This window comes from Streptomyces sp. NPDC048751, from assembly GCF_043198595.1.
GTDB lineage: Bacteria > Actinomycetota > Actinomycetes > Streptomycetales > Streptomycetaceae > Streptomyces.
In genome coordinates this window covers 501,225-525,755 of record NZ_JBICUX010000007.1, presented here as the reverse complement: position 1 = coordinate 525,755, position 24,531 = coordinate 501,225, and the positions used below count along the sequence as shown (strand labels likewise).

23 protein-coding genes are annotated in these 24,531 nt (G+C 70.1%); 12 read left to right on the top strand and 11 right to left on the bottom strand.

What is annotated here, in order from left to right; translation table 11 throughout:
* Positions 1–7: 7 nt before the first annotated feature.
* Entirely contained in the window at positions 8–505 is a 498-nt protein-coding gene (locus ACGFNV_RS24825) for an LURP-one-related family protein (protein WP_133928129.1), read from the bottom strand.
* Positions 502–1,503 carry a GlxA family transcriptional regulator gene (locus ACGFNV_RS24820; protein ID WP_393625167.1) on the bottom strand — a complete coding sequence of 334 codons (1,002 nt, stop codon included), beginning with the start codon at positions 1,501–1,503 and terminating at the stop codon, positions 502–504. Before ACGFNV_RS24820 ends, ACGFNV_RS24825 begins: the two co-directional genes overlap by 4 nt.
* 52 nt (positions 1,504–1,555) lie before the next feature.
* Here ACGFNV_RS24820 and ACGFNV_RS24815 point away from each other — a divergent pair, with 52 nt between their 5' ends.
* Together ACGFNV_RS24815 and ACGFNV_RS24810 are read left to right on the top strand one after the other, a co-directional pair.
* On the top strand, positions 1,556–1,942 hold the full coding sequence (locus tag ACGFNV_RS24815; RefSeq protein ID WP_393625166.1) for a cupin domain-containing protein: 387 nt from the start codon (positions 1,556–1,558) through the stop codon (positions 1,940–1,942).
* A 30-nt stretch (positions 1,943–1,972) separates the two neighbouring features.
* Positions 1,973–3,817: a thioredoxin-like domain-containing protein gene (locus tag ACGFNV_RS24810; protein WP_393625165.1), complete on the top strand. Its 1,845-nt coding sequence runs from the start codon at positions 1,973–1,975 to the stop codon at positions 3,815–3,817.
* 31 nt (positions 3,818–3,848) lie between these two features.
* Here ACGFNV_RS24810 and ACGFNV_RS24805 read toward each other — a convergent pair whose 3' ends face one another.
* From ACGFNV_RS24805 to ACGFNV_RS24785, 5 genes are all read right to left on the bottom strand, one after another.
* The gene (locus tag ACGFNV_RS24805; RefSeq protein WP_393625164.1) at positions 3,849–6,239 is read right to left on the bottom strand and encodes a hypothetical protein; all 2,391 of its coding nucleotides are present in this window, start codon (positions 6,237–6,239) and stop codon (positions 3,849–3,851) included.
* Positions 6,240–6,405: 166 nt separating this feature from the next.
* The gene (locus ACGFNV_RS24800; protein ID WP_393625163.1) at positions 6,406–6,747 is read right to left on the bottom strand and encodes a hypothetical protein; all 342 of its coding nucleotides are present in this window, start codon (positions 6,745–6,747) and stop codon (positions 6,406–6,408) included.
* Positions 6,748–6,785: 38 nt separating this feature from the next.
* Positions 6,786–7,043, bottom strand: a complete 258-nt coding sequence (locus tag ACGFNV_RS24795; RefSeq protein ID WP_133928135.1) for a DUF6458 family protein — start codon at positions 7,041–7,043, stop codon at positions 6,786–6,788.
* 86 nt (positions 7,044–7,129) lie between these two features.
* The gene (locus ACGFNV_RS24790) at positions 7,130–8,452 is read right to left on the bottom strand and encodes a M18 family aminopeptidase (protein ID WP_393625162.1); all 1,323 of its coding nucleotides are present in this window, start codon (positions 8,450–8,452) and stop codon (positions 7,130–7,132) included.
* An 87-nt stretch (positions 8,453–8,539) separates the two neighbouring features.
* Positions 8,540–10,366 carry an acyl-CoA dehydrogenase gene (locus ACGFNV_RS24785; protein ID WP_393625196.1) on the bottom strand — a complete coding sequence of 609 codons (1,827 nt, stop codon included), beginning with the start codon at positions 10,364–10,366 and terminating at the stop codon, positions 8,540–8,542.
* A gap of 187 nt (positions 10,367–10,553) precedes the next feature.
* Here ACGFNV_RS24785 and ACGFNV_RS24780 point away from each other — a divergent pair, with 187 nt between their 5' ends.
* Together ACGFNV_RS24780 and ACGFNV_RS24775 are read left to right on the top strand one after the other, a co-directional pair.
* Positions 10,554–11,027, top strand: coding sequence for an SseB family protein (locus ACGFNV_RS24780; RefSeq protein WP_133928138.1), 474 nt, complete (start codon positions 10,554–10,556; stop codon positions 11,025–11,027).
* A 127-nt stretch (positions 11,028–11,154) separates the two neighbouring features.
* A complete protein-coding gene (locus ACGFNV_RS24775; RefSeq protein WP_393625161.1) occupies positions 11,155–12,126 on the top strand; it encodes a pirin family protein in 972 nt (323 codons plus the stop codon).
* A gap of 68 nt (positions 12,127–12,194) precedes the next feature.
* Here the strand turns inward: ACGFNV_RS24775 and ACGFNV_RS24770 are convergent, their stop codons facing one another.
* Positions 12,195–12,845, bottom strand: a complete 651-nt coding sequence (locus ACGFNV_RS24770) for a hypothetical protein (protein ID WP_393625160.1) — start codon at positions 12,843–12,845, stop codon at positions 12,195–12,197.
* 272 nt (positions 12,846–13,117) lie between these two features.
* On the opposite strand from ACGFNV_RS24770, the gene ACGFNV_RS24765 reads away from it, so the two are divergent.
* On the top strand, positions 13,118–14,185 hold the full coding sequence (locus tag ACGFNV_RS24765) for an AI-2E family transporter (protein ID WP_393625159.1): 1,068 nt from the start codon (positions 13,118–13,120) through the stop codon (positions 14,183–14,185).
* A gap of 108 nt (positions 14,186–14,293) precedes the next feature.
* Here ACGFNV_RS24765 and ACGFNV_RS24760 read toward each other — a convergent pair whose 3' ends face one another.
* Entirely contained in the window at positions 14,294–16,417 is a 2,124-nt protein-coding gene (locus tag ACGFNV_RS24760) for a SpoIIE family protein phosphatase (RefSeq protein WP_393625158.1), read from the bottom strand.
* 155 nt (positions 16,418–16,572) lie between these two features.
* Between ACGFNV_RS24760 and aspS the strand changes: the two genes are divergently transcribed.
* The 3 genes from aspS to ACGFNV_RS24745 all read left to right on the top strand — a co-directional run bounded on the left by aspS (position 16,573) and on the right by ACGFNV_RS24745 (position 19,286).
* A complete protein-coding gene (gene aspS / locus ACGFNV_RS24755) occupies positions 16,573–18,336 on the top strand; it encodes an aspartate--tRNA ligase (RefSeq protein ID WP_393625157.1) in 1,764 nt (587 codons plus the stop codon).
* A gap of 201 nt (positions 18,337–18,537) precedes the next feature.
* Positions 18,538–18,831 carry a hypothetical protein gene (locus tag ACGFNV_RS24750; protein ID WP_393625156.1) on the top strand — a complete coding sequence of 98 codons (294 nt, stop codon included), beginning with the start codon at positions 18,538–18,540 and terminating at the stop codon, positions 18,829–18,831.
* 47 nt (positions 18,832–18,878) lie between these two features.
* Positions 18,879–19,286: a hypothetical protein gene (locus ACGFNV_RS24745; RefSeq protein WP_393625155.1), complete on the top strand. Its 408-nt coding sequence runs from the start codon at positions 18,879–18,881 to the stop codon at positions 19,284–19,286.
* Positions 19,287–19,422: 136 nt separating this feature from the next.
* Here ACGFNV_RS24745 and ACGFNV_RS24740 read toward each other — a convergent pair whose 3' ends face one another.
* Positions 19,423–19,833 carry an ATP-binding protein gene (locus ACGFNV_RS24740; RefSeq protein ID WP_393625154.1) on the bottom strand — a complete coding sequence of 137 codons (411 nt, stop codon included), beginning with the start codon at positions 19,831–19,833 and terminating at the stop codon, positions 19,423–19,425.
* A gap of 230 nt (positions 19,834–20,063) precedes the next feature.
* On the opposite strand from ACGFNV_RS24740, the gene ACGFNV_RS24735 reads away from it, so the two are divergent.
* The 4 genes from ACGFNV_RS24735 to ACGFNV_RS24720 all read left to right on the top strand — a co-directional run bounded on the left by ACGFNV_RS24735 (position 20,064) and on the right by ACGFNV_RS24720 (position 23,627).
* Positions 20,064–20,915 carry a helix-turn-helix domain-containing protein gene (locus ACGFNV_RS24735; RefSeq protein WP_393625153.1) on the top strand — a complete coding sequence of 284 codons (852 nt, stop codon included), beginning with the start codon at positions 20,064–20,066 and terminating at the stop codon, positions 20,913–20,915.
* Between the two features lie 2 nt (positions 20,916–20,917).
* Positions 20,918–21,094, top strand: coding sequence for a DUF397 domain-containing protein (locus ACGFNV_RS24730; RefSeq protein WP_393625152.1), 177 nt, complete (start codon positions 20,918–20,920; stop codon positions 21,092–21,094).
* Between the two features lie 56 nt (positions 21,095–21,150).
* Entirely contained in the window at positions 21,151–22,110 is a 960-nt protein-coding gene (locus tag ACGFNV_RS24725; RefSeq protein ID WP_393625151.1) for an intradiol ring-cleavage dioxygenase, read from the top strand.
* Between the two features lie 173 nt (positions 22,111–22,283).
* Positions 22,284–23,627 carry a polysaccharide lyase family 1 protein gene (locus tag ACGFNV_RS24720; protein WP_393625150.1) on the top strand — a complete coding sequence of 448 codons (1,344 nt, stop codon included), beginning with the start codon at positions 22,284–22,286 and terminating at the stop codon, positions 23,625–23,627.
* A 465-nt stretch (positions 23,628–24,092) separates the two neighbouring features.
* On the opposite strand, the gene ACGFNV_RS24715 is transcribed toward ACGFNV_RS24720, so the two are convergent.
* On the bottom strand, positions 24,093–24,518 hold the full coding sequence (locus ACGFNV_RS24715; RefSeq protein WP_393625149.1) for a hypothetical protein: 426 nt from the start codon (positions 24,516–24,518) through the stop codon (positions 24,093–24,095).
* Positions 24,519–24,531 lie beyond the last annotated feature (13 nt).

Genomic DNA, 24,531 nt, shown 5'->3' with positions numbered 1-24,531 from the left:
ACCCGCGTCAGTCGTCCGACTCGCGTTCCTTCTCGGCCATCTGGATCACGCACACCGCCACCGCGATCAGCAGCGCCGGGTCCGCGTCGTCGCGGACGACGTCGACGCCGTAGGTCTCGCGGACGTGGAGCCATCGGCGGGAGATGACGGCGAGGAGTTCGTCGTCGTACTCGACGGCGAACTCGCGGTCGAGGATCTTGCCGCTGACGTCGAGTTCGGTGCCGTCGACGAGGGAGACGCGGTAGTGGTTGCGCAGCAGGGACAGGCGTTTGCGGCGGATCCGCGCGAGGGGTTCGCCGTCCCGTTCGATGACCATGGTGTCGCGCAGGGCGAACATCTTCTGGTGGATGTCGATGAGGACGCGCCCGTCCGTGTCCTTCAGCTCGAAGGTGTCCCCCAGCCGCATCGCCTTGCCGTCGACGAGGAACACCTTGTTGCCGTGCTGGTCCTCGATCCAGTAGTCGTCACCGATGCCGAGGAGCCGGTCGCGTACGAGGAATCTCATGTGCTTACCGCTTCCCCGGCGGCCGGTCCGAAACGCCGCCGGTAGGCCGATGGGCTGAGCCCCGTCTCGCGCCGCAGCCGGGCCCGCAGGTTCGCCGCCGTACCGAGCCCGCTGCGCGCGGCCACGACGTCGAGCCGTTCCTCGCCCCGCTCGATCAGCCGGCACGCCAGCGCCACCCTCTCCCCCGTCAGCCACGCGAGCGGAGTCGTCCCGAGCTGCGCGCGGAAGCGCCGGTGGAGGGTGGCCGGCGACACCGCCGCGCGCGTGGCCAGCTCCGCGACCGTCAGCGGCTCGCCCAGCCGCTCCTGCGCCCACGTCAGCAGCGGCGCGAGGGACTCGTCCGGCACTTCCGGCACCGGCCGTTCCACGAACTGCCGCTGGCCGCCGTCCCGGTGCGCGGCGAACACCAGCCGCCGGGAGACGGCGTTCGCGATCTCGGCGCCGTGGTCCCGGCGCACCACGTACAGGCCCAGGTCCAGCGCCGACGCACTGCCCGACGCCGTGAGGATCTCGCCGTCGTCCACGAAGAGCACGTCCGGTTCCAGGCGCACGCGCGGGAACCGCGTCCGGAACGCCTCCGCCCACATCCAGTGGCAGGCCGCCCGCCGCCCGTCCAGCAGCCCCGCCTCCGCCATCGTGAAGGCGCCCGAGCAGAAGCCGACGAGTCGCGCGCCACGCGCGTGTGCCCGGCGCACGGCGTCCAGGACGCGTGGGGAGCGCGGGACCTCGGGGTCGGGCCGGTTCGGCACGATCAGCGTGTCCGCCTCCTCGGCCGCCTCCAGCCCCGCGACCCCGGTGAGCGTGAAGAACCCGTCCCGCATCCGGGTGGCGGGCCCGTCCGCGCACAGCCGGAAGTCGTACAGCTCACGCCCGAGTTCCGGCCGGGGCAGTCCGAAGACCTCGATCGCACAGCTCATCTCGAACGGGTTGGAGTTCTCGTCGACGACGAGGACGACACGGTGCGGGCGGGGCGGGCGGTGCGAGGATCCTTGCGCCATGTGCGATTTCTAGCACTCGTACGGTGGGTACGGCAGCCCGGACGATGGGCCCATGGAACCGATCTCGCTGTCCACCGCGCTCGCCTCCTTCACCCAGCGGTGGAGCCCCCGCATCGTCACCACCGTCAACGACTACGACGTCCGCGTGGCCAAGGTCGAGGGCGAGCATGTCTGGCACGTCCACGACCACACCGACGAGTTCTTCCTGGTCCTGGAGGGCGAACTGCACATCGGCCTGCGCGAGCCCGTCGGCGAGCGCACCGTCGTCCTGCCCCGGGGCAGCGTCTTCACCGTCCCCCGCGGCACCGAGCACAAGCCCTACGCCCCCGTCCCCACCGAGATCCTCGTACTCGAACCGTCCGGCACCTCCACGGTCGGCGACCGCCACGACGCCGTGCCCGAGCACGTGGACGCGACCACCGGACACGCGCTGACCTGAGTGTCGTACCCGGGTGGCACCCTTGGATCCATGACCGACTCCGCACCCCGTCGTGTCCGTGTCCGCGCCCCCGAGCTGATCGGCAAGGGCGGCTGGCTGAACACGGGCGACAAGCAGTACACCCTCGCCGACCTGCGAGGACGCATCGTCGTCCTGGACTTCTGGACGTTCTGCTGCATCAACTGCCTGCATGTCCTCGACGAGCTGCGCGAGCTGGAGGAGAAGCACCCGGACACGGTGGTCGTGATCGGGGTGCACTCCCCGAAGTTCGTGCACGAGGCCGAGCACCGGGCGGTCGTGGACGCGGTGGAGCGCTACGGCGTGGAGCACCCGGTGCTCGACGACCCGGAGCTCGCCACCTGGAAGCAGTACGCGGTGCGCGCGTGGCCGACGCTCGTGGTGATCGACCCCGAGGGGTACGTCGTCGCGCAGCACGCCGGCGAGGGCCATGTGCACGCCATCGAGCGGCTCGTCACGGAACTGGAGGCCGAGCACGAGGCCAAGGGCACCCTCCGGCGCGGCGACGGGCCGTACGTGGCGCCGGAACCCGAGCCGACCGTGCTGCGTTTCCCCGGCAAGGCACTCCTGCTGCCGTCGGGGAACTTCCTGGTCAGCGACACCACCCGGCACCAGCTGGTGGAGCTGGCCGCGGACGGTGAGAGCGTGGTGCGGCGCATCGGCTCCGGCGCGCGCGGGTTCACCGACGGCACTGCGGACAGCGCGTCCTTCAACGAACCGCAGGGTCTCGCCCTCCTGCCCGACGGCTCCGTGGTCGTCGCCGACACCGTCAACCACGCCCTGCGCGGCCTGGACCTCGCCACCGGTGAGGTCACCACCCTCGCGGGCACGGGACGGCAGTGGTGGCAGGGCTCCCCGACCTCGGGCCCCGCCCGCGAGACCGACCTCTCCTCGCCGTGGGACGCGGCCGTCTTCGGCGGCCGGGTGTGGATCGCGATGGCCGGTGTGCACCAGCTCTGGGCGTACGACCCGGCCGACGGGACCGTCCACGTCACCGCCGGCACCACCAACGAGGGGCTCGTCGACGGGCCCGGCACCGAGGCCTGGTTCGCCCAGCCGTCCGGGCTCGCCGCCACCCCCGAGCGGCTGTGGCTCGCCGACTCCGAGACCAGCGCCCTGCGCTGGGTGGACCTCGACGGCACCGTCCACACCGCCGTCGGCACCGGCCTCTTCGACTTCGGTCACCGCGACGGCCCCGCCGGACAGGCCCTGCTCCAGCACCCGCTGGGCGTCACCGCCCTGCCGGACGGCTCGGTCGCCGTCGCCGACACCTACAACCACGCCCTGCGCCGCTACGACCCGGCGACCGGCGAGGTCACCACACTCGCCACGGACCTGCGGGAACCCAGCGACGCCGTCCTCGTCGGCGACGACATCGTGGTCGTCGAGTCGGCCCGGCACCGCCTGACCCGGCTGCGGCTGCCGGAGGAGGCGGTACGGGTGGAGTCCGTCGCCCACCGCACCCGGCGCGCGGCCACCGAGGTGGCCCCGGGCAAGCTCCGGCTCGACGTGATCTTCCAGGCGCCCGCCGGCCAGAAGCTCGACACCCGGTACGGCCCCTCCACCCGCCTCCTGGTCTCCTCCACCCCGCCCGAGCTGCTGCTCGCCGGTGAGGGCACGGACACCGACCTCTCCCGCACCCTGGAGCTGAACCCGGCGCTCACGGAAGGCGTCCTGCACGTCTCGGCGATGGCGGCCTCCTGCGACGACACTGCATCCGACAGCGGCTCCGCCGCGGGGTCCAACGAGTACCCCGCGTGCCATGTGCACCAGCAGGACTGGGGAGTTCCGGTGCGGGTCGTCGAGGACGGCGCGGATCGGCTGCCGCTGGTGCTCGCGGGGATGGACGAGGGCTGACCCGGCCGACCGGGCGGGCGGCTCACACCGCTCACACCCCCACTTCCTCCTGCGCCCCCTCGTCCTCCGGAGCCGGATCGTCGTCGTCCCGGCTGACCCTGCGGCGCAGGTTCTCGACATCCGTCTGAAGGCCGATCAGCAGCTTGTGCAGCTCGTCGAGGACGGACAGCGGGACGATGGGGGTGTGGCGACCGACCTCCGGCTCCAGCAGCTGGAGGTGGTCCAGGGCGTCCCTGGCCGTCGTCACGCTCTCGCGCAACACCTGCCGGTGCTCGACAGCACGCTGACTGGCGGGCCGGGGCGTGCTCGGTGCGGGGGGCGGGTTCCCGGCCTCGGACGCGGAGGACCCGTCCGCCTCCGGCTCGTCGCCCGCGGCCCGCTCGGACGCCGTGGTGCCCGAGCCCACGAAGGGCCCCGGAATCAGCACCTTGGGCAGCGCGGTGGACTCCGGCCCGGTCGCCGGGGGCACCGGGGTTCCAGGGTTCACCGCGGCAGGGACCGGACGTGCCTTCGGCGGATGCGCCTTGCGGGCACGCTCCGGGTTCGACGCCCAGACGACATCCCACTGGTGCAGCGTCACGGGCATGCCGTTGCCGTCCCGCTCGATCTTGTCGGGGCTGTCGAGATCGAGCCGGAAGTGGACGTACGGGGTGTCCGACTCGTCGCCCGACTTCTGCTTGTGGATGAGCTGGCGCATCGTCACCGCGTTCTCCGGCAGCGCGTCGCTGCGGAACCGTTCGGCGGCGAGGGCGAGGATCCACAGGCCCCGCTCGTTGTGCTGCTGGGACAGGTCCTCGACGACCTGGTTGACGTCGGCGCGGAAGGGGACGCCGCCCTTCTCCTTCGCCGCCATGAGGGCCGAACCGACGTTCCTGGTGAGCAGTTTGTCGGCGATCAGGGCCACCCCGCCCGCCACGGCCAGCGTGCAGCGGGCGTCGATGTCGCCCTCCAGCGCCGGCTTCACCAGGGACGTGAAGTCGTCGGTGGGGCGGGGCTCCCACTCCTGGATGACGTCGGAGGTGAGGACACCGCCGTTGTTCCAGGCGTTGCGCGCCTGCGTCGTGACGTGCTTCTTGTACGAGCGCCAGGGCAGGTCGATCAGCGGACCGAGGAGTTCCGCGAACCCCTTCAGCCCCATGCGCTTGCCGCCCTTGATGGCCTTGGCCTGGTCCTTCAGGGGTTCCAGGAGTTCGGGCCGGGTCAGGGCGTGCACCAGGTAGACGGCGCGCCACAGGGCGGTGCCGGGGGGCGTCGGCTCCTGGGCGAAGACCCGGGGGAGTTCCTCGACCGGGATCCGGCCCACGGCCAGACCGTGGACGACCTGGAGATCGTCCTTCGGTACCAGCGAGTCGCCCAGCTGGATCACACGCTTGAGGGCGCGGGTGGCGACCTCGACGTTCTGGGCGGCCGTGTCCCACTGCTTGAACTCGACGTGCACCGAGGCCAGTACGGAGCGGATCGCGTCGTCGAAGATGTCCTCGGCGGCCAGCAGGTGCCCCGGGTGTCCTTCGGCGCCGACGGCGATCTGGGCCGGGACGACGTACGTCTGGGCGATCTGGGCCGCGCGCGGCCCCGGCTCCCCCGCCGCGATCTCCCGCGCGAACTCCTCCTTGAGCTTCCGCCGCCACTTCTCCCGCCCGGCGGCCAGCCGCTCACCGAGAGGCCCGCTCCCCGCATCGGACGCGGCTCCACCCGCCCCGGACGAAGCCGTGGCCTTCTTCCCGAAGAGCGAGTCCACCGTGAGCTGCGCGGTCTGCGCCGCGTCGGCGTCGGGTCCGGCGAGCACGGACCAGGCGCTCGCCAGCCGGGTGATCCCGTCCCGTACGACCAGCGCGTGGAAGGACTCGGTGCCGTCCTCGAAGGAGATCTCGACGGGGTGGGTGATCAGGTTGCGGGTGACCTTGCGGGCGAGGACGGAGGGCGCGTAGCTGTTGAGCGACAGCGTGCCGTGGATGGTCTGCCACACGTGGTCGCGGAGGTGGGCGAGGTCCTGGTACCGGTACCGGACGATCGCGCAGGGGCGCCCTTCGTCGGTGATCCCCTGGACCTGGGGGTCGGGGATCTCCATCACCTCCATGCCGGTGCGTGGCTGGATGCCGGGCAGCAGCTCGCTCAGGTGGACCCGGGTGACGACCGAGCGCAGGGTGGCGCCGTCGACGTTCTCCACCATCAGCAGCCCGGCGGGGTCCGCGGTGGTGGGGCGGAGCTGTACGGCGACCCCCTCGATGCCGGTCGTGGCACGGGCGACGGCCTGCCAGGCGGCCTCGGGGAGCAGGGTCACCGGGTTGGCCTTGCCCGCGTCGACGACTTTCGCGAGGTCCGCGTCCCGGGAGGTGTCCGGCAGGGTGGGCTCGACATTGGACACGAGCACGGAGTCGGAACCCCACGGCACGGTGAAGGAGCGGGGGGCGTGCAAGGGCATGGGTGATGTCCTTCGGACAGCTGAGAGGGGCGCAACATGATCACGCCCGCCGCCGGCGGCGACGGGCGTGGATGACGTTAACGCTGCCACTTCGTCCGAAAGTCAGACTCTTATCGTCCGATCACATTTTTATGTGAATTGCTCGGACGTGACTGCCATCTGACCGTCATTGGGTCAACTGTGCCCGCGCCCCCGGGAAATTCTCGAACAGCCAGGGTGCGGGGCTCTGCCCCAGCCGGTCGAGCGTCGCCAGGTTGGACGCGACCTCCACGGTCTGGCCGAGCGGGCTGGACTTCGCGATCACGAACACGAACTCGTTCTCCGAGGTCGGCAGCCGTCGGGGCAGTGTAATGAGTCCCAGGTCGTCGAACGCCTTCGAGATCTGCTCGCACAACTCGGCGCTGAGCCGGGAGCGTTCCGGCGCGGCGTACTTCTTGATGAACCGCATGGAGAGCCGCTTGATGCCGTGGTCCACCTCGACGGCATGGGCGATAACAGTGAAGTCCATAACTCAGTAAATTACTGAGTTAGGAACAAGTGCGACGCTCAAACTCCGTAACCGTCGCTGTACCCGTCCCGCCGATAGTGGTGGTGGTGCCCCTCTTCGTCGATGACAGGCGTCGACGGCGGCATCACGACGCGCCTGCGCCGGGCGATGCTGCTGAATGTCGTGACGCCGATCAATCCGACGATCATGAAGATGACGCCGACCAGGTCGAGGTTGACCCCCTGCATGTCCCAGTCGGTCGCGAACGTGAGGATGGCTCCCACGGCGATGAGGATGATGCACCCGCCGAGGCCCATGAGTGTCGCCTCCCTGTCCGGTCCGGTCGTTCCGGTCCGTAAGTGCGGGTACCCCCGAGGCGAACTCCCATGCGACGGCGGGTCGCTCACACCTCCATGAAGGCCGTCAGCGCGTTCGCGAGCAGGAACGGGTCGTCGACCCCGCACAGTTCACGCGCGCTGTGCATCGACAGGATCGCCACGCCGATGTCGACCGTCCTGATGCCGTGCCGGGCCGCGGTGATCGGGCCGATGGTCGTGCCGCACGGCATGGAGTTGTTGGAGACGAACGACTGGAAGGGCACCCCGGCCCGTTCGCAGGCGTCCGCGAAGAGCGCGCGGCCCGAACCGTCCGTGGCGTAGCGGTTGTTGACGTTCACCTTCAGGATGGGCCCGCCGTTGACCCGCGGGTGGTGCGTGGGGTCGTGCCGCTCGGCGTAGTTGGGGTGGACCGCGTGGCCCGTGTCCGAGGACAGACAGACGGTGCCCGCGAAGGCGCGTGCGCGGTCCTCGTACGACCCTCCGCGCGCGAACACCGAACGCTCCAGCACACTGCCGAGCAGCGGCCCGTCCGCACCGGTGTCCGACTGGGAGCCGTTCTCCTCGTGGTCGAAGGCGGCCAGGACGGGGATGTGCGTCAGGGCCTCACCGCTGGTGGCGGCCGAGGTCAGCGCGGCGACGGCCGCGTGCACCGAGAGCAGGTTGTCCATGCGCGGCCCGGCGAGCAGCTCGTTGTCGCGGCCCAGGTACGCGGGCGGCTCCACGGAGTGCACCATCAGGTCCCAGCCGGTGACCTCGCCCGCCGGGATCCCGGCGGCCTCCTCCAGGAAGGCGATCAGGTCGCCGTCGCGCACCTCGTTGCCCAGGCCCCAGACCGGCTGGAGGTGGCGCTGCTTGTCGAGCTTGAGGCCCTCCGCGCTGACCGAACGATCGAGGTGAATGGCGAGCTGGGGCACGCGCAGCAGCGGCCGGTCCACGTTGACCAGTCGGGTCGAGCCGTCGCGCAGCGTCAACCGCCCGGCCAGGCCCAGGTCCCGGTCGAGCCACGAGTTCAGCAGCGGGCCGCCGTAGATCTCCACCGCCACCTGGCGCCAGCCGTGCGCCCCGCTGTCCGGCAGCGGCTTGACGCGCAGGTTGGGGGAGTCGGTGTGCGCGCCGACGATGCGGAACGGCGTGTGGGGGGCGGCGCCCTCGGGGACGTACCAGGCGATGATCGCGCCCCCGCGCAGCACGTACCTGCCGCCGGTGCCCGTGGCGGAGGCCGCCGATGTCTCCGCGTCCCAGGCGTCCGTCTCGGCGACCTGCCGGAATCCTGCCTTCTCCAGCCGTTCCGCGGCGTTTGCCACGGCGTGGTACGGCGACGGGCTCGCCGCCAGGAAGGTCATGAGGTCGTCGGTGTGGCCGCGGTCGAAGCGGGAGGGTGCGCTCATGGGTTCACCTTAACGACGTACGAGGGCCCGCTCCCCATCACTGGAAGCGGGCCCTCGTCAGGACAGTGTGGAGGGTGTGTCCGAAGCCTAGAACGCGGCCTCGTCGAGCTCCATGAGGTCCAGGTCGACGCCCTCGGCCACCTTGCGGGCCAGGGTCACGCCGGGCAGGACGTTGGCCGCGAAGAACTTCGCCGCCGCGATCTTGCCGGTGTAGAACGGCACATCCTTCGTGGAGGCCGTCTGGAGCTTCTCGGCGGCGACCGCGGCACCCTTCAGCAGCAGGTAGCCGACGACCACGTCACCGGAGGCGAGCAGCAGGCGGGAGGTGTTGAGCCCGACCTTGTAGATGTTCTTGACGTCCTGCTCGGTGGCCGCGAGGTCGGTCAGCATCAGGCCGACGATGGCCTCCAGCTCGACGGCCGCCTTCGCGAGGTGCTCGCGGGCCGAGGACAGCTCCTCGCCGCCCGTGCCGAGGGCCAGGAACTTCTTGATGTCCTCGGCGAGGGAGTTCAGCGCGGCACCCTGGTTGCGGACGATCTTCCGGAAGAAGTAGTCCTGGCCCTGGATCGCGGTGGTGCCCTCGTACAGGGTGTCGATCTTGGCGTCGCGGATGTACTGCTCGATCGGGTACTCCTGCAGGAAGCCGGAGCCGCCGAAGGTCTGCAGCGACTGGGCGAGCTGCTCGTAGCCCTTCTCGGAGCCGTAGCCCTTGACGATCGGCAGGAGCAGGTCGTTCAGCGCGTGCTCGGTGGAGGCGTCCTCGCCGGCGGCCTCCTTGACGGCGATCGAGTCCTGCACCGACGCCGTGTAGAGGACCAGCGCGCGCATGCCCTCGGCGTACGCCTTCTGCGTGATCAGCGAGCGGCGGACGTCCGGGTGGTGCGTGATGGTGACCTTCGGCGCGGACTTGTCCATGAAGTTGGCCAGGTCCGGGCCCTGGACGCGCTCCTTGGCGTACTCCAGCGCGTTGAGGTAGCCGGTCGACAGGGTCGAGATCGCCTTCGTGCCGACCATCATGCGGGCGAACTCGATGATGCGGAACATCTGGCGGATGCCGTCGTGCTTGTCGCCGATCAGCCAGCCCTTGGCGGGGTGGCGGTCGCCGAAGGTCATCTCGCAGGTGTTGGAGGCCTTCAGGCCCATCTTGTGCTCGACGTTCGTGGCGTAGACGCCGTTGCGCTCGCCCAGCTCGCCGGTCTCGAAGTCGAAGAGGAACTTCGGTACGAGGAAGAGGGACAGGCCCTTGGTGCCCGGTCCGGCGCCCTCGGGGCGGGCCAGCACGTAGTGGAGGATGTTCTCCGACATGTCGTGCTCACCGGACGTGATGAACCGCTTCACGCCCTCGATGTGCCAGGTGCCGTCCTCCTGCTCCACGGCCTTGGTGCGGCCGGCGCCCACGTCCGAGCCGGCGTCCGGCTCGGTGAGGACCATCGTGGAGCCCCACTGCTTCTCGACGGCGATCTCGGCGATCTTCTTCTGGACGTCGTTGCCCTCGTCGAAGAGGATGCCGGCGAACGCGGGGCCGGAGGAGTACATGAAGGCGGCCGGGTTCGCGCCGAGGACGAGCTCGGCGTTGGCCCAGAGCAGCGACGGGGGCGCGGTGGTGCCGCCGATCTCCTCGGGCAGGCCCAGGCGCCAGTACTCGGAGTCCATGTAGGCCTGGTAGCTCTTCCGGAAGGAAGCGGGGACCGGCGCGGTGTTGGTCTCCGGGTCGAAGACCGGCGGGTTGCGGTCGGCGTCGGCGAAGGACTCCGCCAGCTCGTTCTCCGAGAGGCGGGTCAGCTCCTCGAGGATGCTCTTCGCGGTCTCGACGTCCATCTCCTCGAACGGACCCGTGCCGTACAGCTTGTCGCGTCCGAGTACTTCGAAGAGGTTGAACTCGATGTCGCGGAGATTCGACTTGTAGTGCCCCATGGCGACGGCTCCGTAGAGAGATCGGCGAGGCACTGACTCCTCGCGCATGTTCACGTACCAATCAAGTGGCTACGATGATGCTACCCGTCGGTAATAAGAAGCAACCCCGCACCGGTCATCTGTGACAGGTCCCACCGCGGTTGCCGCGGGACCCCGGGGATCCGGCGCGCTCGGTACGCTTGCGCCCATGTACGGCTACGACCAGAACGTCGGCGCACAGCAGGGGTACGCCCCGCCGCAGCAGCCCATGTCCGGCGGCGTGGGAGGGTACGGCCAGCAGCCGCCGCTCTACCCCGAGCCGTCCCCGCCCTCGCTCGCGGACGCGGTGCGGGCCTTCACGACCGGGCAGGTGACGGCCGAGGACTTCCAGCAGGTCTTCGCGACGTCGAAGGTCTACTGCCCGCGCGGCGACAACCCGGGCTTCCTCGCGCTGCACAACACCCAGCAGCCGGTGATCCCGATGTTCACCTCGCTCAAGGAGCTGCGCCGGTACGCGGGCAAGGAGTCCAAGTACTTCGTGATCACCGGCGCGGAGGTGATCGATCTGCTCCCGACCGGGTACGGCTTCGTCCTCGACATGGAGGGCGAGCACCGCATGGTCTTCGACGCGAAGGCGGTCGAGCAGATGGTCGAGTTCGCGATGCGCCGCATGTACGGCTAGAGCGGGTGGTCGCTGACCGCGTGACGGGACCCCGTGAGCCCGGAGGGAATGCCCTCCGGGCTTTCGCTGTTAGGGGTGGCAGAAAGTTCAATGCTCAACTAAACTGGCCGCACAAGGAGGTACCGACATGCCTGCAGTGACCGTCGAGAACCCGCTGACGCTGCCGCGCGTGACCGCGCACGCCGACGCCGTGGCACGTCCCGTGCTCACTGTCACGACCGCGCCGAGCGGTTTCGAGGGCGAGGGCTTCCCGGTGCGCCGTGCGTTCGCCGGGATCAACTACCGTCACCTCGACCCGTTCATCATGATGGACCAGATGGGCGAGGTGGAGTACGCGCCGGGCGAGCCGAAGGGCACCCCCTGGCACCCCCACCGCGGCTTTGAGACCGTCACCTACATCCTCGACGGAATCTTCGACCACCAGGACTCCAACGGCGGTGGCGGCACCATCACCAACGGCGACACCCAGTGGATGACGGCCGGCTCCGGCCTCCTCCACATCGAGGCGCCGCCGGAGTCCCTCGTCATGTCCGGCGGTCTCTTCCACGGCCTGCAGCTGTGGGTGAACCTCCCGGCCAAGGACAAGATGATGGCCCCCCGCTACCAGGACATCCGCGGTGGCCAGGTCCAGTTGCTCACCTCCCCCGACGGCGGCGCGCTGATGCGCGTCATCGCCGGTGAGCTGGACGGCCACCAGGGCCCCGGCATCACCCACACCCCGATCACGATGATCCACGCGACACTCGCGCCGGGCGCCGAGATCACCCTGCCGTGGCGCGAGGACTTCAACGGCCTCGCCTACGTCCTCGCCGGGCGCGGCGCGGTCGGCCAGGAGCGGCGGCCCGTTCACATGGGGCAGACCGCGGTGTTCGGTGCCGGTGGCTCGCTGACCGTCCGCGCGGACGAGAAGCAGGACTCCCACACCCCGGACCTCGAGGTCGTCCTCCTCGGCGGACAGCCCATCCGTGAGCCCATGGCGCACTACGGGCCGTTCGTGATGAACACCCGCGAGGAACTCCAGCAGGCCTTCGAGGACTTCCAGAAGGGCCGGCTCGGGACGATCCCGGCGGTGCACGGGATGTCCGAGGGCGGACTGTAGGCCCTGGCAGGTCCGAGCGAGGCTGTGGAGCCCTGCTTGATCGGCCTGACCCGCGGCCGCGCCGCGGGTCAGGCCGCTTCCTCCGTCTTCTCCCATGTGGTCACGTCCAGGGTGACGGAGGACAGGCCGTACTCGTCGTCCTTCTGCCATCCGAGGACCCGGACCGCGGCGACGCGGTTCTCGTCGGTGAGTACGCAGGCGGTGAGCCCTCTGCGGATGGTCTTCGCCTTGATGGTGAAACCGAACTCGGTGGCCGCGGAACAGCTCTCGGCGGTCGGTTCCCCGTTGACGGTGGCGAGGTCGCCCTGCTCTGCCGCGATGGTGTAGCCGTCGGCGCTGGACGTCAGGTAGAAGGAGATGTCGGACTGGCCGTTGGTGAAGTCCACGTCCAGGTTCGTGCCGGAGCGCATGACCACCTTGCGTTGCTCACGGACCGCGGCGGCCGCTCCCGTGACGTCGGCCGTGGCGTCGGCTGGGGCGTCGGCCGTGGCGCCGCCGGACGCCGGAGCGCCGAGGACGCCCGACGGGGAGGGTGTGCCGGAGGCCTTCGGTGCGGTGGCGGATCCGGTCCGGCCGGCCGCTGTTCGGCCGGCGCCGGGCGTGCCGTTCGACTGCGTCAGCACCTGGTACGTCACCACCCCGCCCACCGCCAGCACGGCGGCGGCCACGAACGCGAGGGTGGGGCCCTTGAAGGCGAGCTTGAAGCCCCGGCCGCCCACTCCGCCATGCCCGCGCTGTACTCGCGCATCATCTGCGGTGTGAACGCGGCCCCCTCGGCCCCGTCCTTCCGGGATGCGGACTTGCCCATGTCGCTCCTTGCCTGCCGTAGGGACACGGCCAGGGCACACATCGTGCAGTTCGGCAGGCGACGATCCCCCTCACTCACACAGGGGTCACTCGAAAGAGTGGTGCAGTGGGACAATTGACGACCAGTCACCCGACCGGCCCGCCAGTGAAGGACAGCCCGCCCTCCCCGTGCTCCCCTGGAGGCGTGCAGGAGTCCCGCCCGCTGCTCCCCGGCCCCGTCCGCCGTCTCGCCGCGTGGTGCGCCACGATCCTGCTCGTCGCCGGGGTCGTCTACGTCGGGATCCGGCTCTGCGCGCAGTTGCGTACGGCCGTGGTGCCGGTGCTGCTCGCGCTGCTCGGCACGGCGCTGCTGCGGCCCCTCCACCGGCGGCTGGTGAAGGCGGGGGTCAACCGGTCCCTCGCCGCCGGGCTGACCTGTGTGGCCGTCGTCGCCGTGGTCGGCGGGGCCGTGTACATCGTTGTCGCCGCGCTCATCGACACCGGGGACGAGATCGTCGCCTCGCTCAGGGACGCGGCGCGGGGCGTCGCCGACCACTTCGGGGCCGCCGGGACCTCGCTCGACGACCTCGCCGCCAACGCCCGGGAGCTGCTCACCAAGTTCGGCGGCACCGCCGCTTCCGGGGTGATCAGCGGGGTCAGTGTCGTCGGCGAGAGCATCGCCATGGCCGTCCTGGCGCTGCTGCTCGTCTTCTTCTTCCTGCGCGACGCCGACCGCGCCGTCGGCACCCTGCGGTCCGCCGTCCCCGGTGCGGCCGGTGACACCGTGGAGGCGATGGCACGGCGGGCCTTCCGGGCCGTGGAGGGGTTCATGCGCGGGACCACCCTCATCGCGCTCATCGACGCCCTGTGCATCACCGTCGGGCTGCTCGTCCTGCGCGTTCCCGGCGCCGCGGGCCTCGGTGCGCTCGTCTTCGTCGGCGCCTACATCCCCTACCTCGGCGCGTTCCTCTCCGGAGCCCTGGCGGTGCTGGTCGCGCTCGCCGACCGCGGGTTCGTCATCGCGCTGTGGGCGCTCGGTGTCGTGCTCGCCGTACAGGTGCTGGAGGGGCACGTGCTCCAGCCGGCGATCCAGAGCCGGACCGTGCAGATGCATCCCGCGGTGGTGATGGTCACGATCACCGCGGGAGCCTCCGTGGCCGGCATCCTCGGCATGCTCCTCGCGGTCCCCCTCACCGCGGCCGCGTTCGGGGTCGCACTCGAACTACGGGCTCGCTACGGCACGTCCGCGGGGTCCTCCGGGGAGCCGCCGTAGGGGGTGTCGGCGTTCTCCGGGTGCGGTGGGATGCGCGGCGGAGCCCTGCGCAGCCCCGCACGACCACTCCGCACCCGCCGCTCGGCGCCCGTCAGGGCCCTGTGCGGGTCAGCGGGCGTCGCCGCCGGGCTCGTACAGCTCGAACCAGATGCTCTTGCCCTCGCCGCGCGGAGCGACCCCCCACGCGTCCGCGAGCATCTCGATGAGGAGCAGGCCGCGGCCCGACGAGGCCAGTTCGCCGGGGCGGCGCTTGTGCGGGAGGTCGTCGCTGGTGTCGGCGACCTCGATCCGCATCCGGCGCCCGGCCGGGCCGTCGGTCACCTCGGCGACGAGGAGGGCGTCGGCGTCGGTGTGCACGAGGACGTTGGTCAGCGCCTCGGAGACGAGGAGCACCGCCGAGTCGACCTGGTCCGCGCAGGACCAGTCGTGCAGCAGCTCACGCACCTGCTGGCGGCCCTCGGCGATCCGCTCGGGCTCGTCCTGCGCCACGGTCAGCACGGTGCGGCGCACACTCGGCCGTACGGCGACGGTGTCCCCGCAGCCGCAGCCCTCACCCTGCCGACACATCAGCAGGAGGGCGATGTCGTCCTCGCGGCGGTCGGCCAGCGGGCCGGTGGTGTGGTGCGAGGACGGCCCGTGCACGGCCTGGACCAGGGCGTCGGCGAGTTCCTCCAGGTCGCCCTCGTGGGCCTCCAGGGTCTTGCGGATGCGTTGCCAGCCGGTGTCCAGGTCGTGGCCGCCGGTCTCCAGCAGACCGTCCGTGCAGATCATCATGGACTCGCCGGGCTCCAGGGCGAGCCGTGTGGTCGGGTAGTCGGAGTCCGGATCGACACCGAGCGGCAGGCCGCCTGCCGTGGGGCGGACGATCACTGTGCCGTCCGCCATCCTGACCGCCGGGTCCAGATGGCCCGCGCGGGCGGTCTCCAGGACCCCTGTCACCGGGTCGACCTCGATGTACAGGCAGGTCGCGAAGCGCAGGCCCGCCAGGTCGTCGTCGGAGTGCGTGATGCCGTAGAAGAAGCGGGAGGCGCGGGTGAGGACCGCGTCCGGGCGGTGGCCCTCGGCGGCGTACGCACGCAGCGCTATCCGCAGCTGTCCCATCAGGCCCGCCGCCCGTACGTCGTGCCCCTGCACATCCCCGATGACCAGGGCGAACCGGCCGCTGGGCAGCGGGATCATGTCGTACCAGTCGCCGCCGACCTGGAGGCCGCCGCCGGTCGGGATGTAGCGGGCGGCGAGGGTCATGCCCGGTATCTCGGGGCCGAGCTGGGGCAGCATCGAGCGTTGCAGCCCGTCGGTCAGCTCCCGCTGGGTGTCGGCCGCACCGGCGCGGGACAGGGCCTGGGCGAGCATGCGGGCCACGGTGGTGAGCACCGAGCGCTCGTCGGGCGTGAACGCCACCGGGTAGGCGAAGGCCGCCATCCAGGCGCCCATCGTGCGGCCGGCCACGGTCAGCGGCAGGAACGCCCAGGACTGCCGGCCGAACTGCTGCGCCAGCGGCCAGGTGAGCGGATAGCGCTCCTTGTACTGCTCAGGGGAGGACAGATAGACCGCCCGGCCCGTGCGAGCCACCTCCGCCGCCGGATAGTCGGTCTCCAGCGACATGTGGGTGAACGGGCCCTCGTCGCCCGGCTCTTGCCCGTGGTGGCCGATGATCGTCAGACGGTCGCCCGTGATCCCGAACACCGCGAGCCCGTCCGGCGAGAACCCAGGCATCGACAGGCCCGCCGCGACCCGCAGCACCTCCTCCGTGGACCGTGCCTCCGCCAGCGCCCGGCCGGCGTCCAGCAGGAACGCCTCCCGCGAGCGCCGCCAGTCACCGGTGACCGCGCTGCGGCCCGCCGGGGTGCCCGGCGAGGGCTCGGTGACCTCCTGGATGGTGCCGATCAGCTCGTAGGCCTTCCGCACCGGGTCGAAGGACGGCTTGGAGCGGCTGCGGACGACCCGGACGACCCGGCCCTGGTCGTCCATGACCCGCACCCGCACCTCGGCGAGAGTGCCCTCGGCGACGGCGAGCTGCACCACACCGGTGATCTCGTTCCAGTCGACGGGGTGGAGCCGGGCCCGGGTCTGGGCCTGCGTGAGGGTGGTCTGCTCGGCGGGCAGCCCGAGCAGCCGCGCTGCCTCCGCGTCGACGGTGACCAGCTCGGTGGCGGTGTTCCAGTGCCACAGGCCGGTCGCGAGGGCGGCGAGAACCTCCCCCACGGCGGGCAGAGGCTCGCCAGTGCGCATTGCCCTACTTTAAGAACACCGGATCGATAACTGCCACTGATCGCCGACACAACAATGGTGGGGAGGGGATCACGGGGTGCCCGGTACGCTGGGGGTGTTTCACGTGAAACACCGGCTGAAACAGACCCCGATCCGCGAAGACTGGATGAACGACGATGCATCGGTACAGGTCCCACACCTGCGGCGAGCTCCGCGCCTCTGACGTCGGCACCGACGTCCGGCTGAGTGGCTGGCTGCACAATCGGCGCGACCTGGGCGGCATCCTCTTCATCGATCTGCGCGACCACTACGGCATCACGCAGCTCGTCGCCCGCCCCGGCACCCCGGCGTACGAGGCCCTCGACAAGCTCACCAAGGAGTCGACGGTCCGTATCGACGGCAAGGTCGTCTCCCGCGGCGCCGAGAACATCAACCCCGACCTGCCCACCGGCGAGGTCGAGGTCGAGGTCGGCGAGGTCGAGCTGCTCGGCGCGGCCCAGCCGCTGCCCTTCACGATCAACACCGAGGACGGGGTCAACGAGGAGCGGCGCCTGGAGTACCGCTTCCTGGACCTGCGCCGCGAGCGCATGCACCGCAACATCATGCTGCGTACGGCGGTCATCTCGGCCATCCGCCACAAGATGGTCGCCCTCGGCTTCAACGAGATGGCGACGCCGATCCTGACCGCGACCTCCCCCGAGGGCGCCCGCGACTTCGTCGTTCCCTCCCGGCTGCACGCGGGCCGGTTCTACGCCCTTCCGCAGGCCCCTCAGCAGTTCAAGCAGCTGCTGATGATCTCCGGCTTCGACCGCTACTTCCAGATCGCGCCCTGTTTCCGCGACGAGGACGCGCGCGCCGACCGCTCGCCGGGCGAGTTCTACCAGCTCGACGTCGAGATGAGCTTCGTGGAGCAGGAGGACGTCTTCCAGCCCATCGAGCAGCTCATGACCGAGCTGTTCGAGGAGTTCGGCAACGGCCGTCACGTCACCTCCCCGTTCCCGCGGATCCCGTTCCGTGAGGCGATGCTGAAGTACGGCTCCGACAAGCCGGACCTGCGCGCCCAGCTGGAGCTCGTCGACATCACCGACGTGTTCGAGGGCTCGGAGTTCAAGGCGTTCGCCGGCAAGCACGTGCGCGCGCTGCCGGTCCCGGCGGTCCAGGACCAGCCCCGCAAGTTCTTCGACCAGCTGGGCGACTACGCCGTCTCGCAGGGCGCCAAGGGCCTGGCCTGGGTCCGTGTCGCCGAGGACGGCTCGCTCTCCGGCCCGATCGCCAAGTTCCTCACCGAGGAGAACGTCAAGGTCCTCACCGAGCGCCTCGGCCTGGAGGCCGGTCACGCCGTGTTCTTCGGCGCGGGCGAGTTCGACGAGGTCTCGAAGATCATGGGCGCGGTGCGGGTCGAGGCCGCCAAGCGTGCCGGGCACTTCGAGGAGAACGTCTTCCGCTTCTGCTGGATCGTCGACTTCCCGATGTTCGAGAAGGACGAGGAGACCGGCCGGATCGACTTCTCCCACAACCCCTTCTCCATGCCCCAGGGCGGCATGGAGGCCCTGGAGACCCAGGACCCGCTGGACATCCTCGCCTGGCAGTACGACATCGTCTGCAACGGTGTCGAGCTGTCCTCCGGCGCGATCCGGAACCACGAGCCCGACATCATGCTGAAGGCGTTCGGCATCGCGGGTTACGACGAGGAGACCGTCGAGCGCGAGTTCGCCGGCATGCTCCGCGCGTTCCGCTTCGGCGCCCCGCCGCACGGTGGCATCGCCCCCGGCGTCGACCGCATCGTGATGCTGCTGGCCGACGAGCCCAACATCCGCGAGACCATCGCCTTCCCGCTCAACGGCAACGCCCAGGACCTGATGATGGGCGCCCCGACGGAGCTGGACGAGGCGCGCCTGCGCGAGCTTCACCTCTCGGTGCGCAAGCCGCAGCCGAAGTAAAGGCGCTCCCCGGTACTCCGGGACACCAGTCGGCCCCGACCTGCACGGTCGGGGCCGATTTTTTTTCTCCATCAGTCGCATCGGCGGGCTGTCGTCCTTCGAGGTCGGACTATTGTCGGCGATCCCCGCGGTGTGCTCCATGATCGCCATGTACTCGATGAGCCACTTCACTCGAAGTGCGCGGCGACCCTCTTCTGGCCGATGGCCCAGTCCGGACTCGACCTGCGGATCGCGGCGCCGGGCCTCGCCCTCGTCAATTCCATCGGCAACCTGGGCGGTTTCGTCTCCCCCACCCTGTTCGGCTACCTCAAGGACACGACGGGCAGCACGAACGGCGGCCTCTACACCCTGTCGGCGGCGTCTCTCCTGGCCGTGATCGCGGCGAGGTTCATCCGCGGGGCGCGGGCGACGCCCTCCGAGCAGCCACTCTTGGACACCTCACCGGAGGCGCACAGGAATCCCGAGGGGGGCGCACAGCGGCCTGTCGTGTCATAGGGGAGGTGAGGCGGTACCGGAGAGTCGTACCGGAGAGAGGGGCAGTCATGGGGTTCATGCTCGCGCTGGCCGCGCTGTTGATCGTGGGCGCGATGGTCGGGGTCGTGGCACAGCGGCGTTCGCGGCGGTCGGCTGCCACCCTCTCCGACCTCGACGCGGAGGCCGAGGCCAACGGCTGGCTGGTGCGGTTGGGCGGAAGCCTCTCGGGTCTGGACGTGCGTGCGTGGGCCCGTGCCGACGAGAACGCGGCCCAGTCCCTGACCCACGCCGCCGCCCACCACCGCACGGCCCGGGCCCAGTTGGCGTCCGCGCGCACCTCCGCGGAGTACGCGGCGGTGAGCCGGACGGCGGCGGAGGGGCTCCGGCATGTGGAGGACGCCCGCGCGGCGCTGGGCATCGCGGGTGATGCGGCGGCTGGGGCTGATCCCCGGCTGCCCGTTCCGACACCTCGCTGAACCCTCTGCTTTGCCTTCGGCTCTGCCCTCCAGGTACTTCTCCTCGAACAGCGTCCTGTGGCCGGGGAAGTGGGTGATGACGTCTTGTCCGGCTGATTTGGGGCAGCGTTCACTCTTTCGAAGCGGGAAAAAGCGATCACGCCGCGGCGGCCAGCTCGCACCAGATGTATTTGCCGGTGCCGGCGGAGTCCCGGTGCTCTGTCCAGCCCCAGGCGTCCGCGCAGGTGAGTACGAGGGTGAGGCCGCGGCCGCCTTCCGAGTCCGGGGTGCTGTCCTGGGCCGGGCGGGGCGGGTTCGGGTCGGAGTCCCAGACGCCGATGCGGAGGGTGTCGTGGGTGGCGTGGAGCCTTATGGCGGCGGGGCCCTTGGTGTGCTGTACGGCGTTGGTGATCAGCTCCGTGGCCAGGAGCTCGGCCGCTTCCGTGAGGTGAGGGAGGCCGTGGGCGGTGAGGATCAGGCGGAGGGTGCGGCGGCAGATGGGGACGGCTCGGGGGTCGTTGGGGATGTGGAGGGTGTATTCCCAGGGCTCCGCGGGCGTTTCGGGCATGCGTGACTCCTCGTTGGGGGAGGGGAGGGGGTCGGCTGGCGGTGGCTTCGTCGCGGCCGCCATGGCATGGCGGGGCGGTGCGCTTCCGGCGCCGTTTCGCAGGGTGTGCGTGGCGCTACAGACAGTAGGGCTAAATATTTCTCCCTCGCAAGCCGCTCGCGTAATCTTGCACTCGTTCGGGGAGCTTCAACCCCACCCGGGCGACATGCTGTTGGGGAAGTGAGAGCTGTATGCCGGCGAGGAACCAGCCGACGTTTCGCCAGGTCCGCCTCGGTGCTGAGCTGCGCAAACTGCGGGAGGCGGCCGGCCTGTCCTCCCGTGACGCGGCCGGGTTGCTGGGTGTGAACCCCGCGCAGATGAGTCAGTTCGAGGCAGGCAACTCCGGGATCAACGAAGAGCGTGTACGGAGGCTGGCGGCTCACTATGCCTGCGCGGACGCCGAGTTGATCGAAGCGTTGGTCGACATGGCGAACGACCGGACCCGGGGATGGTGGGAGGCGTACCGGGGCGTGCTTCCGCCCTCCTTCCTGGACCTGGCGGAGCTGGAACACCACGCGACGTTCGTCCAGGAGATCGGCACGACCCATGTGACCGGTCCGCTGCAGACCGAGGACTATGCGCGCGCGGTCTTCGCGTACTGGCGGCCGGAGTTGCCGACGAGTGAGCTGGAGGCGAGGGTGGCGCACCGCATGCACCGCAAGGCTGTCCTCGGCGGGGAGGGGGCGGCGCCGTACACGGCGGTACTGCACGAATCCGTCCTGCGTACGCGAGTGGCTGACCGGGTCGTGGCCCGTCGGCAACTGGACGAACTTCTGGTGCAGTCGGAGCGGCCGGGCATCACCGTGCGCGTGATCCCGTTCGACGTGGACGGGTTCGCCGGGGCAAGCGCGGCGCTGCTGTACGCGGGCGGACGTGTACCCGTCCTGGACACGGTGCAGAAGGACACACCATCCGGTTCCGCATTCGTCGACGCGGCTGCACAGCTTCAGTCGATGCGAACACTCTTCCGTAAGGTGGAGTCGGCATCGCTTGAGCCCGCGCTGTCGCGGGACTTCATCCACCGCCTCGCGAAGGAGCTGTAGACGTGGTCCAGTGGCAGAAGTCGTCCTTCTCGAGCGGTTCCGACGGCGCCTCGTGCATCGAGCTCGCCGCCCCCGAAGGCCACCTCCTCCTCCGCGAAAGCGACGACCCCGCCCGAATACTCCCCCTCAGCCGCGACGGCCTCGCCGGCCTCCTCCACAGCCTGGCTGACCACGAGTAAGAAATTCCTAGCCCTTTCTCATAGTCCTGACAGGCGTGCCTCCTAGCTTCCTCGGCATGACGGGACATCAGACGGCCGAAGGGCCGAAACACAAGAGGGATCTCACGCGCCGCAAGGTCGTCGTCGCCGGTGCGGGGGCTGTCGCCGCGGTGGGGGCGGGTGGCGCGCTGGCCGCCGGGGCCTTCGCCGGGGAGACGCCGAAGGGGAAGGGAGCCGCTGCCCAGGCCTCGTCCACCAGCTCCGAGGTCTGCTACAAGCTCACCTCCGAGACCACCGAGGGCCCCTACTACATCGACGCCGACAAGATCCGCCGGGACATCACCGAGGACAAGGAGGGCATCCCGCTCACCCTCGACCTCAAGGTGATCGACTCCGAGACCTGCAAGCCCATCGCCAACGCGGCCGTCGACATCTGGCACTGCGACGCGCTGGGCCTCTACTCGGGGTACGAGAGCCTGTCCACAGGGGGCGGCGGCGCCCCCTCCGGCACTCCCACCGGCGAGCCGCCCTCCGGTGAGCCGCCGGCCGGTGGTGGCGGCGGCGGTGGGCACGAGGAGCCGACCGACGACAAGCGGTACCTGCGCGGCACCTGGAAGACCGACAAGCAGGGACGTGTCACCTTCAGGACGATCTTCCCGGGCTGGTACCGCGGCCGCACCGTGCACATCCACACCAAGGTGCACGTCGACGGCAAGTGGACCGACGCCGGCTACGAGGGCGGCCACACCTGCCACACCGGCCAGTTCTTCTTCGACGAGGAGTCCGTCCTCGCCTCCGCCGAGGTGGAGCCGTACTCCACCAGCACCACCGAGCGCACCACCCTCACCGAGGACACCATCTACGACCAGAGCGGCACCCAGGGCGGCCTGCTCAAGCTGAAGTACGACAAGAAGAACATCGCGAAGGGTGTGATCGGGTCGATCACCATGGGGGTCGACCCCGACGCCACCCACGACGGCACGGACGACGCGGTCCAGCCGGGAGCATCCGCGTCCGCGTCCGCTTCCGCGAGCTGACATGAAAAGGGGCGCCCGGGGAGTGCGTGTCTCTCCCCGGGCGCCCCTCTGAAAAAAATCCAGCCCGGCGGCAACCCCTGCGGCAGTGGTGACAACTGACGAGTCGTGAGCACCGTTCACCGGAGCTTCACACCGCACAGCACATGTCCCACCACCCCCGTAAGGACTCCTCCGTGGCAGCAGCCTCCCACCGCCGGTCCCTCCGCAAGCGCCGCACCCTCGTCGTCTCCGCCGCCGTCGTGGCGGCCGGTGTCGGCGCCGGTGTGGTCGTGATGAACGCGAACGCGGCCCCCGTCGACCTGTACCACCAGACGCTCGCCGCGAAGGACGGCTGGGCGTCCTCCGGCTCGGGGACGACCGGCGGCACGAAGGCCGACGCCGCGCACACCTTCACGGTCTCCACCCGCGCACAGCTGGTGAAGGCGCTGGGCTCCGCGACCGACACCACCCCGCGCATCATCAAGGTCAGCGGCACGATCGACGCCAACACCGACGACGCTGGCAAGAAGCAGACCTGCGCGGACTACGCCTCCGGCACCGGCTACTCGCTCACCGCCTACCTGAAGGCCTACGACCCCGCCACCTACGGCCGCTCCAAGCTGCCCTCCGGCACCCAGGAGAAGGCCCGCGCCGCGGCCCAGGCCAAGCAGGCGAAGAACGTCGTCTTCAAGGTGCCGGCCAACACGAGCATCGTGGGCGTGCCCGGCACGAAGGCCGGGATCACCGGCGGCATGCTCCAGATCCAGAACGTGGACAACGTCATCGTCCGCAACCTCACCTTCGCCGCCACCGAGGACTGCTTCCCGCAGTGGGACCCGACGGACGGCGACGACGGCAACTGGAACTCCAACTACGACTCCGTCACCCTGCGCGGGGCGACCCACGTCTGGGCCGACCACAACACGTTCACCGACGGCCCGCACTTCGACAGCGCGAACCCCAAGTACTACGGCCGGGAGTACCAGATCCACGACGGTGCCCTCGACATCACCAAGGGCTCCGACCTGGTGACCGTCGAGCGCAACCAGTTCACCAACCACGACAAGACGATGCTGATCGGCAGCAGCGACACCGACAGCGTCGGCAAGCTGCGCGTCTCCATCCACCACAACGTGTGGAAGGGCATCGTCCAGCGCGCTCCCCTGGCCCGCATCGGCCAGATCCACGTCTACAACAACCTCTACGACACCACGACCCTCAACGGCTACGCCCCGCAGTACAGCATCAACTCCCGCGCCAAGGCCCAGGTCGTCGCCGAGAACAACTACTGGAAGCTCCCCTCCGGCGCCAAGCCCGCCAAGGTCCTCAGCGGCGACGGCACGGGCTCCGTCGCGGGCGGCGGCAACCTGGTCAACGGCACGGTGACGGACCTGGTCGCCGCGTACAACGCCGCGTCGTCGAAGAAGATCAAGACCACGGTGAACTGGACCCCGGCCCTGACGGCGGGCCTGGAGACGTCCGCGATGAACCTGCCGACGTCACTGGCGACCACGACGGGCGCCGGCGTTCTTAAGTAGCGCATGTGTGAGGGGCCCGGGACGTGTTCCCGGGCCCCTCCAGACAACGGCGAGCATGAGAGCGTCGGCTCGTCGAGAAGCCCGCTCGTACGGAGCCCCGCCGCGTGAGCACGGACCGGTCGACTCCGGAGAAGAGAACCGCGAGTGAGACGTCGGCGGGCAGGGCCCGGCCCGCCGTCTGCACGGTCACTTTCCTGCCGCTGCCGAGACCTGACTGCCGCACCGTGATGACGACACCAGGGTCTTCGGCGTCGGGCTGCCGAGACAGCTTGTACGCCCGGCGCTCGATCGTCGTGAGCCTGTACGCGTCACCCAAACACCGGCTCCGACGGCGGGGCCAGTGACGTCCGCGAAGAATCTGCCGACGTCGCTGGCGACCACGACCGGTGCCGGGGTGCTTCTAGGAACGGCCGGGGGCCCGGGAAGCAAGGGGCTTTCCGGGCCACTTCAGGCCGACGGACAGATCTATGCGCCGCTCGCCAGGTCCGTTGCGAACAGTTCCTCCGCGGTGGTGACAGTGACAGCGCGGTCGAGACAGCCGGTGAGGGCGTCCGGGTCGGGGCACACGGAGATGGCGCGGTAGATCTCCTTGGGCACGTTGATGTCCCGCCCATCCAGGATCCGTAGGATCGCGGCAGCCCAGGCGGCGGCGTATCCAGCGGCGTATCCTCCAGCCCATTCCTCTTCTTGATTGCCCCCGGGCCGTCTGCCCATCTGAGCACGCATGCGAGCCATCTCCCGGAGCGAGACGGAGCCGCGTTGTCTCAACTCCTCCAGCCCCGTGTAGAAGTCGGCCAGTACTAGCTCAGCGGGCACCGCCAAAGCCAAGGACAGCGAGGTGAACTGTAGGAGCTCCAGCAGTTCCGGTGACGTCTCGGGGTTCTCGTTCATGTGCGCGCCCTGA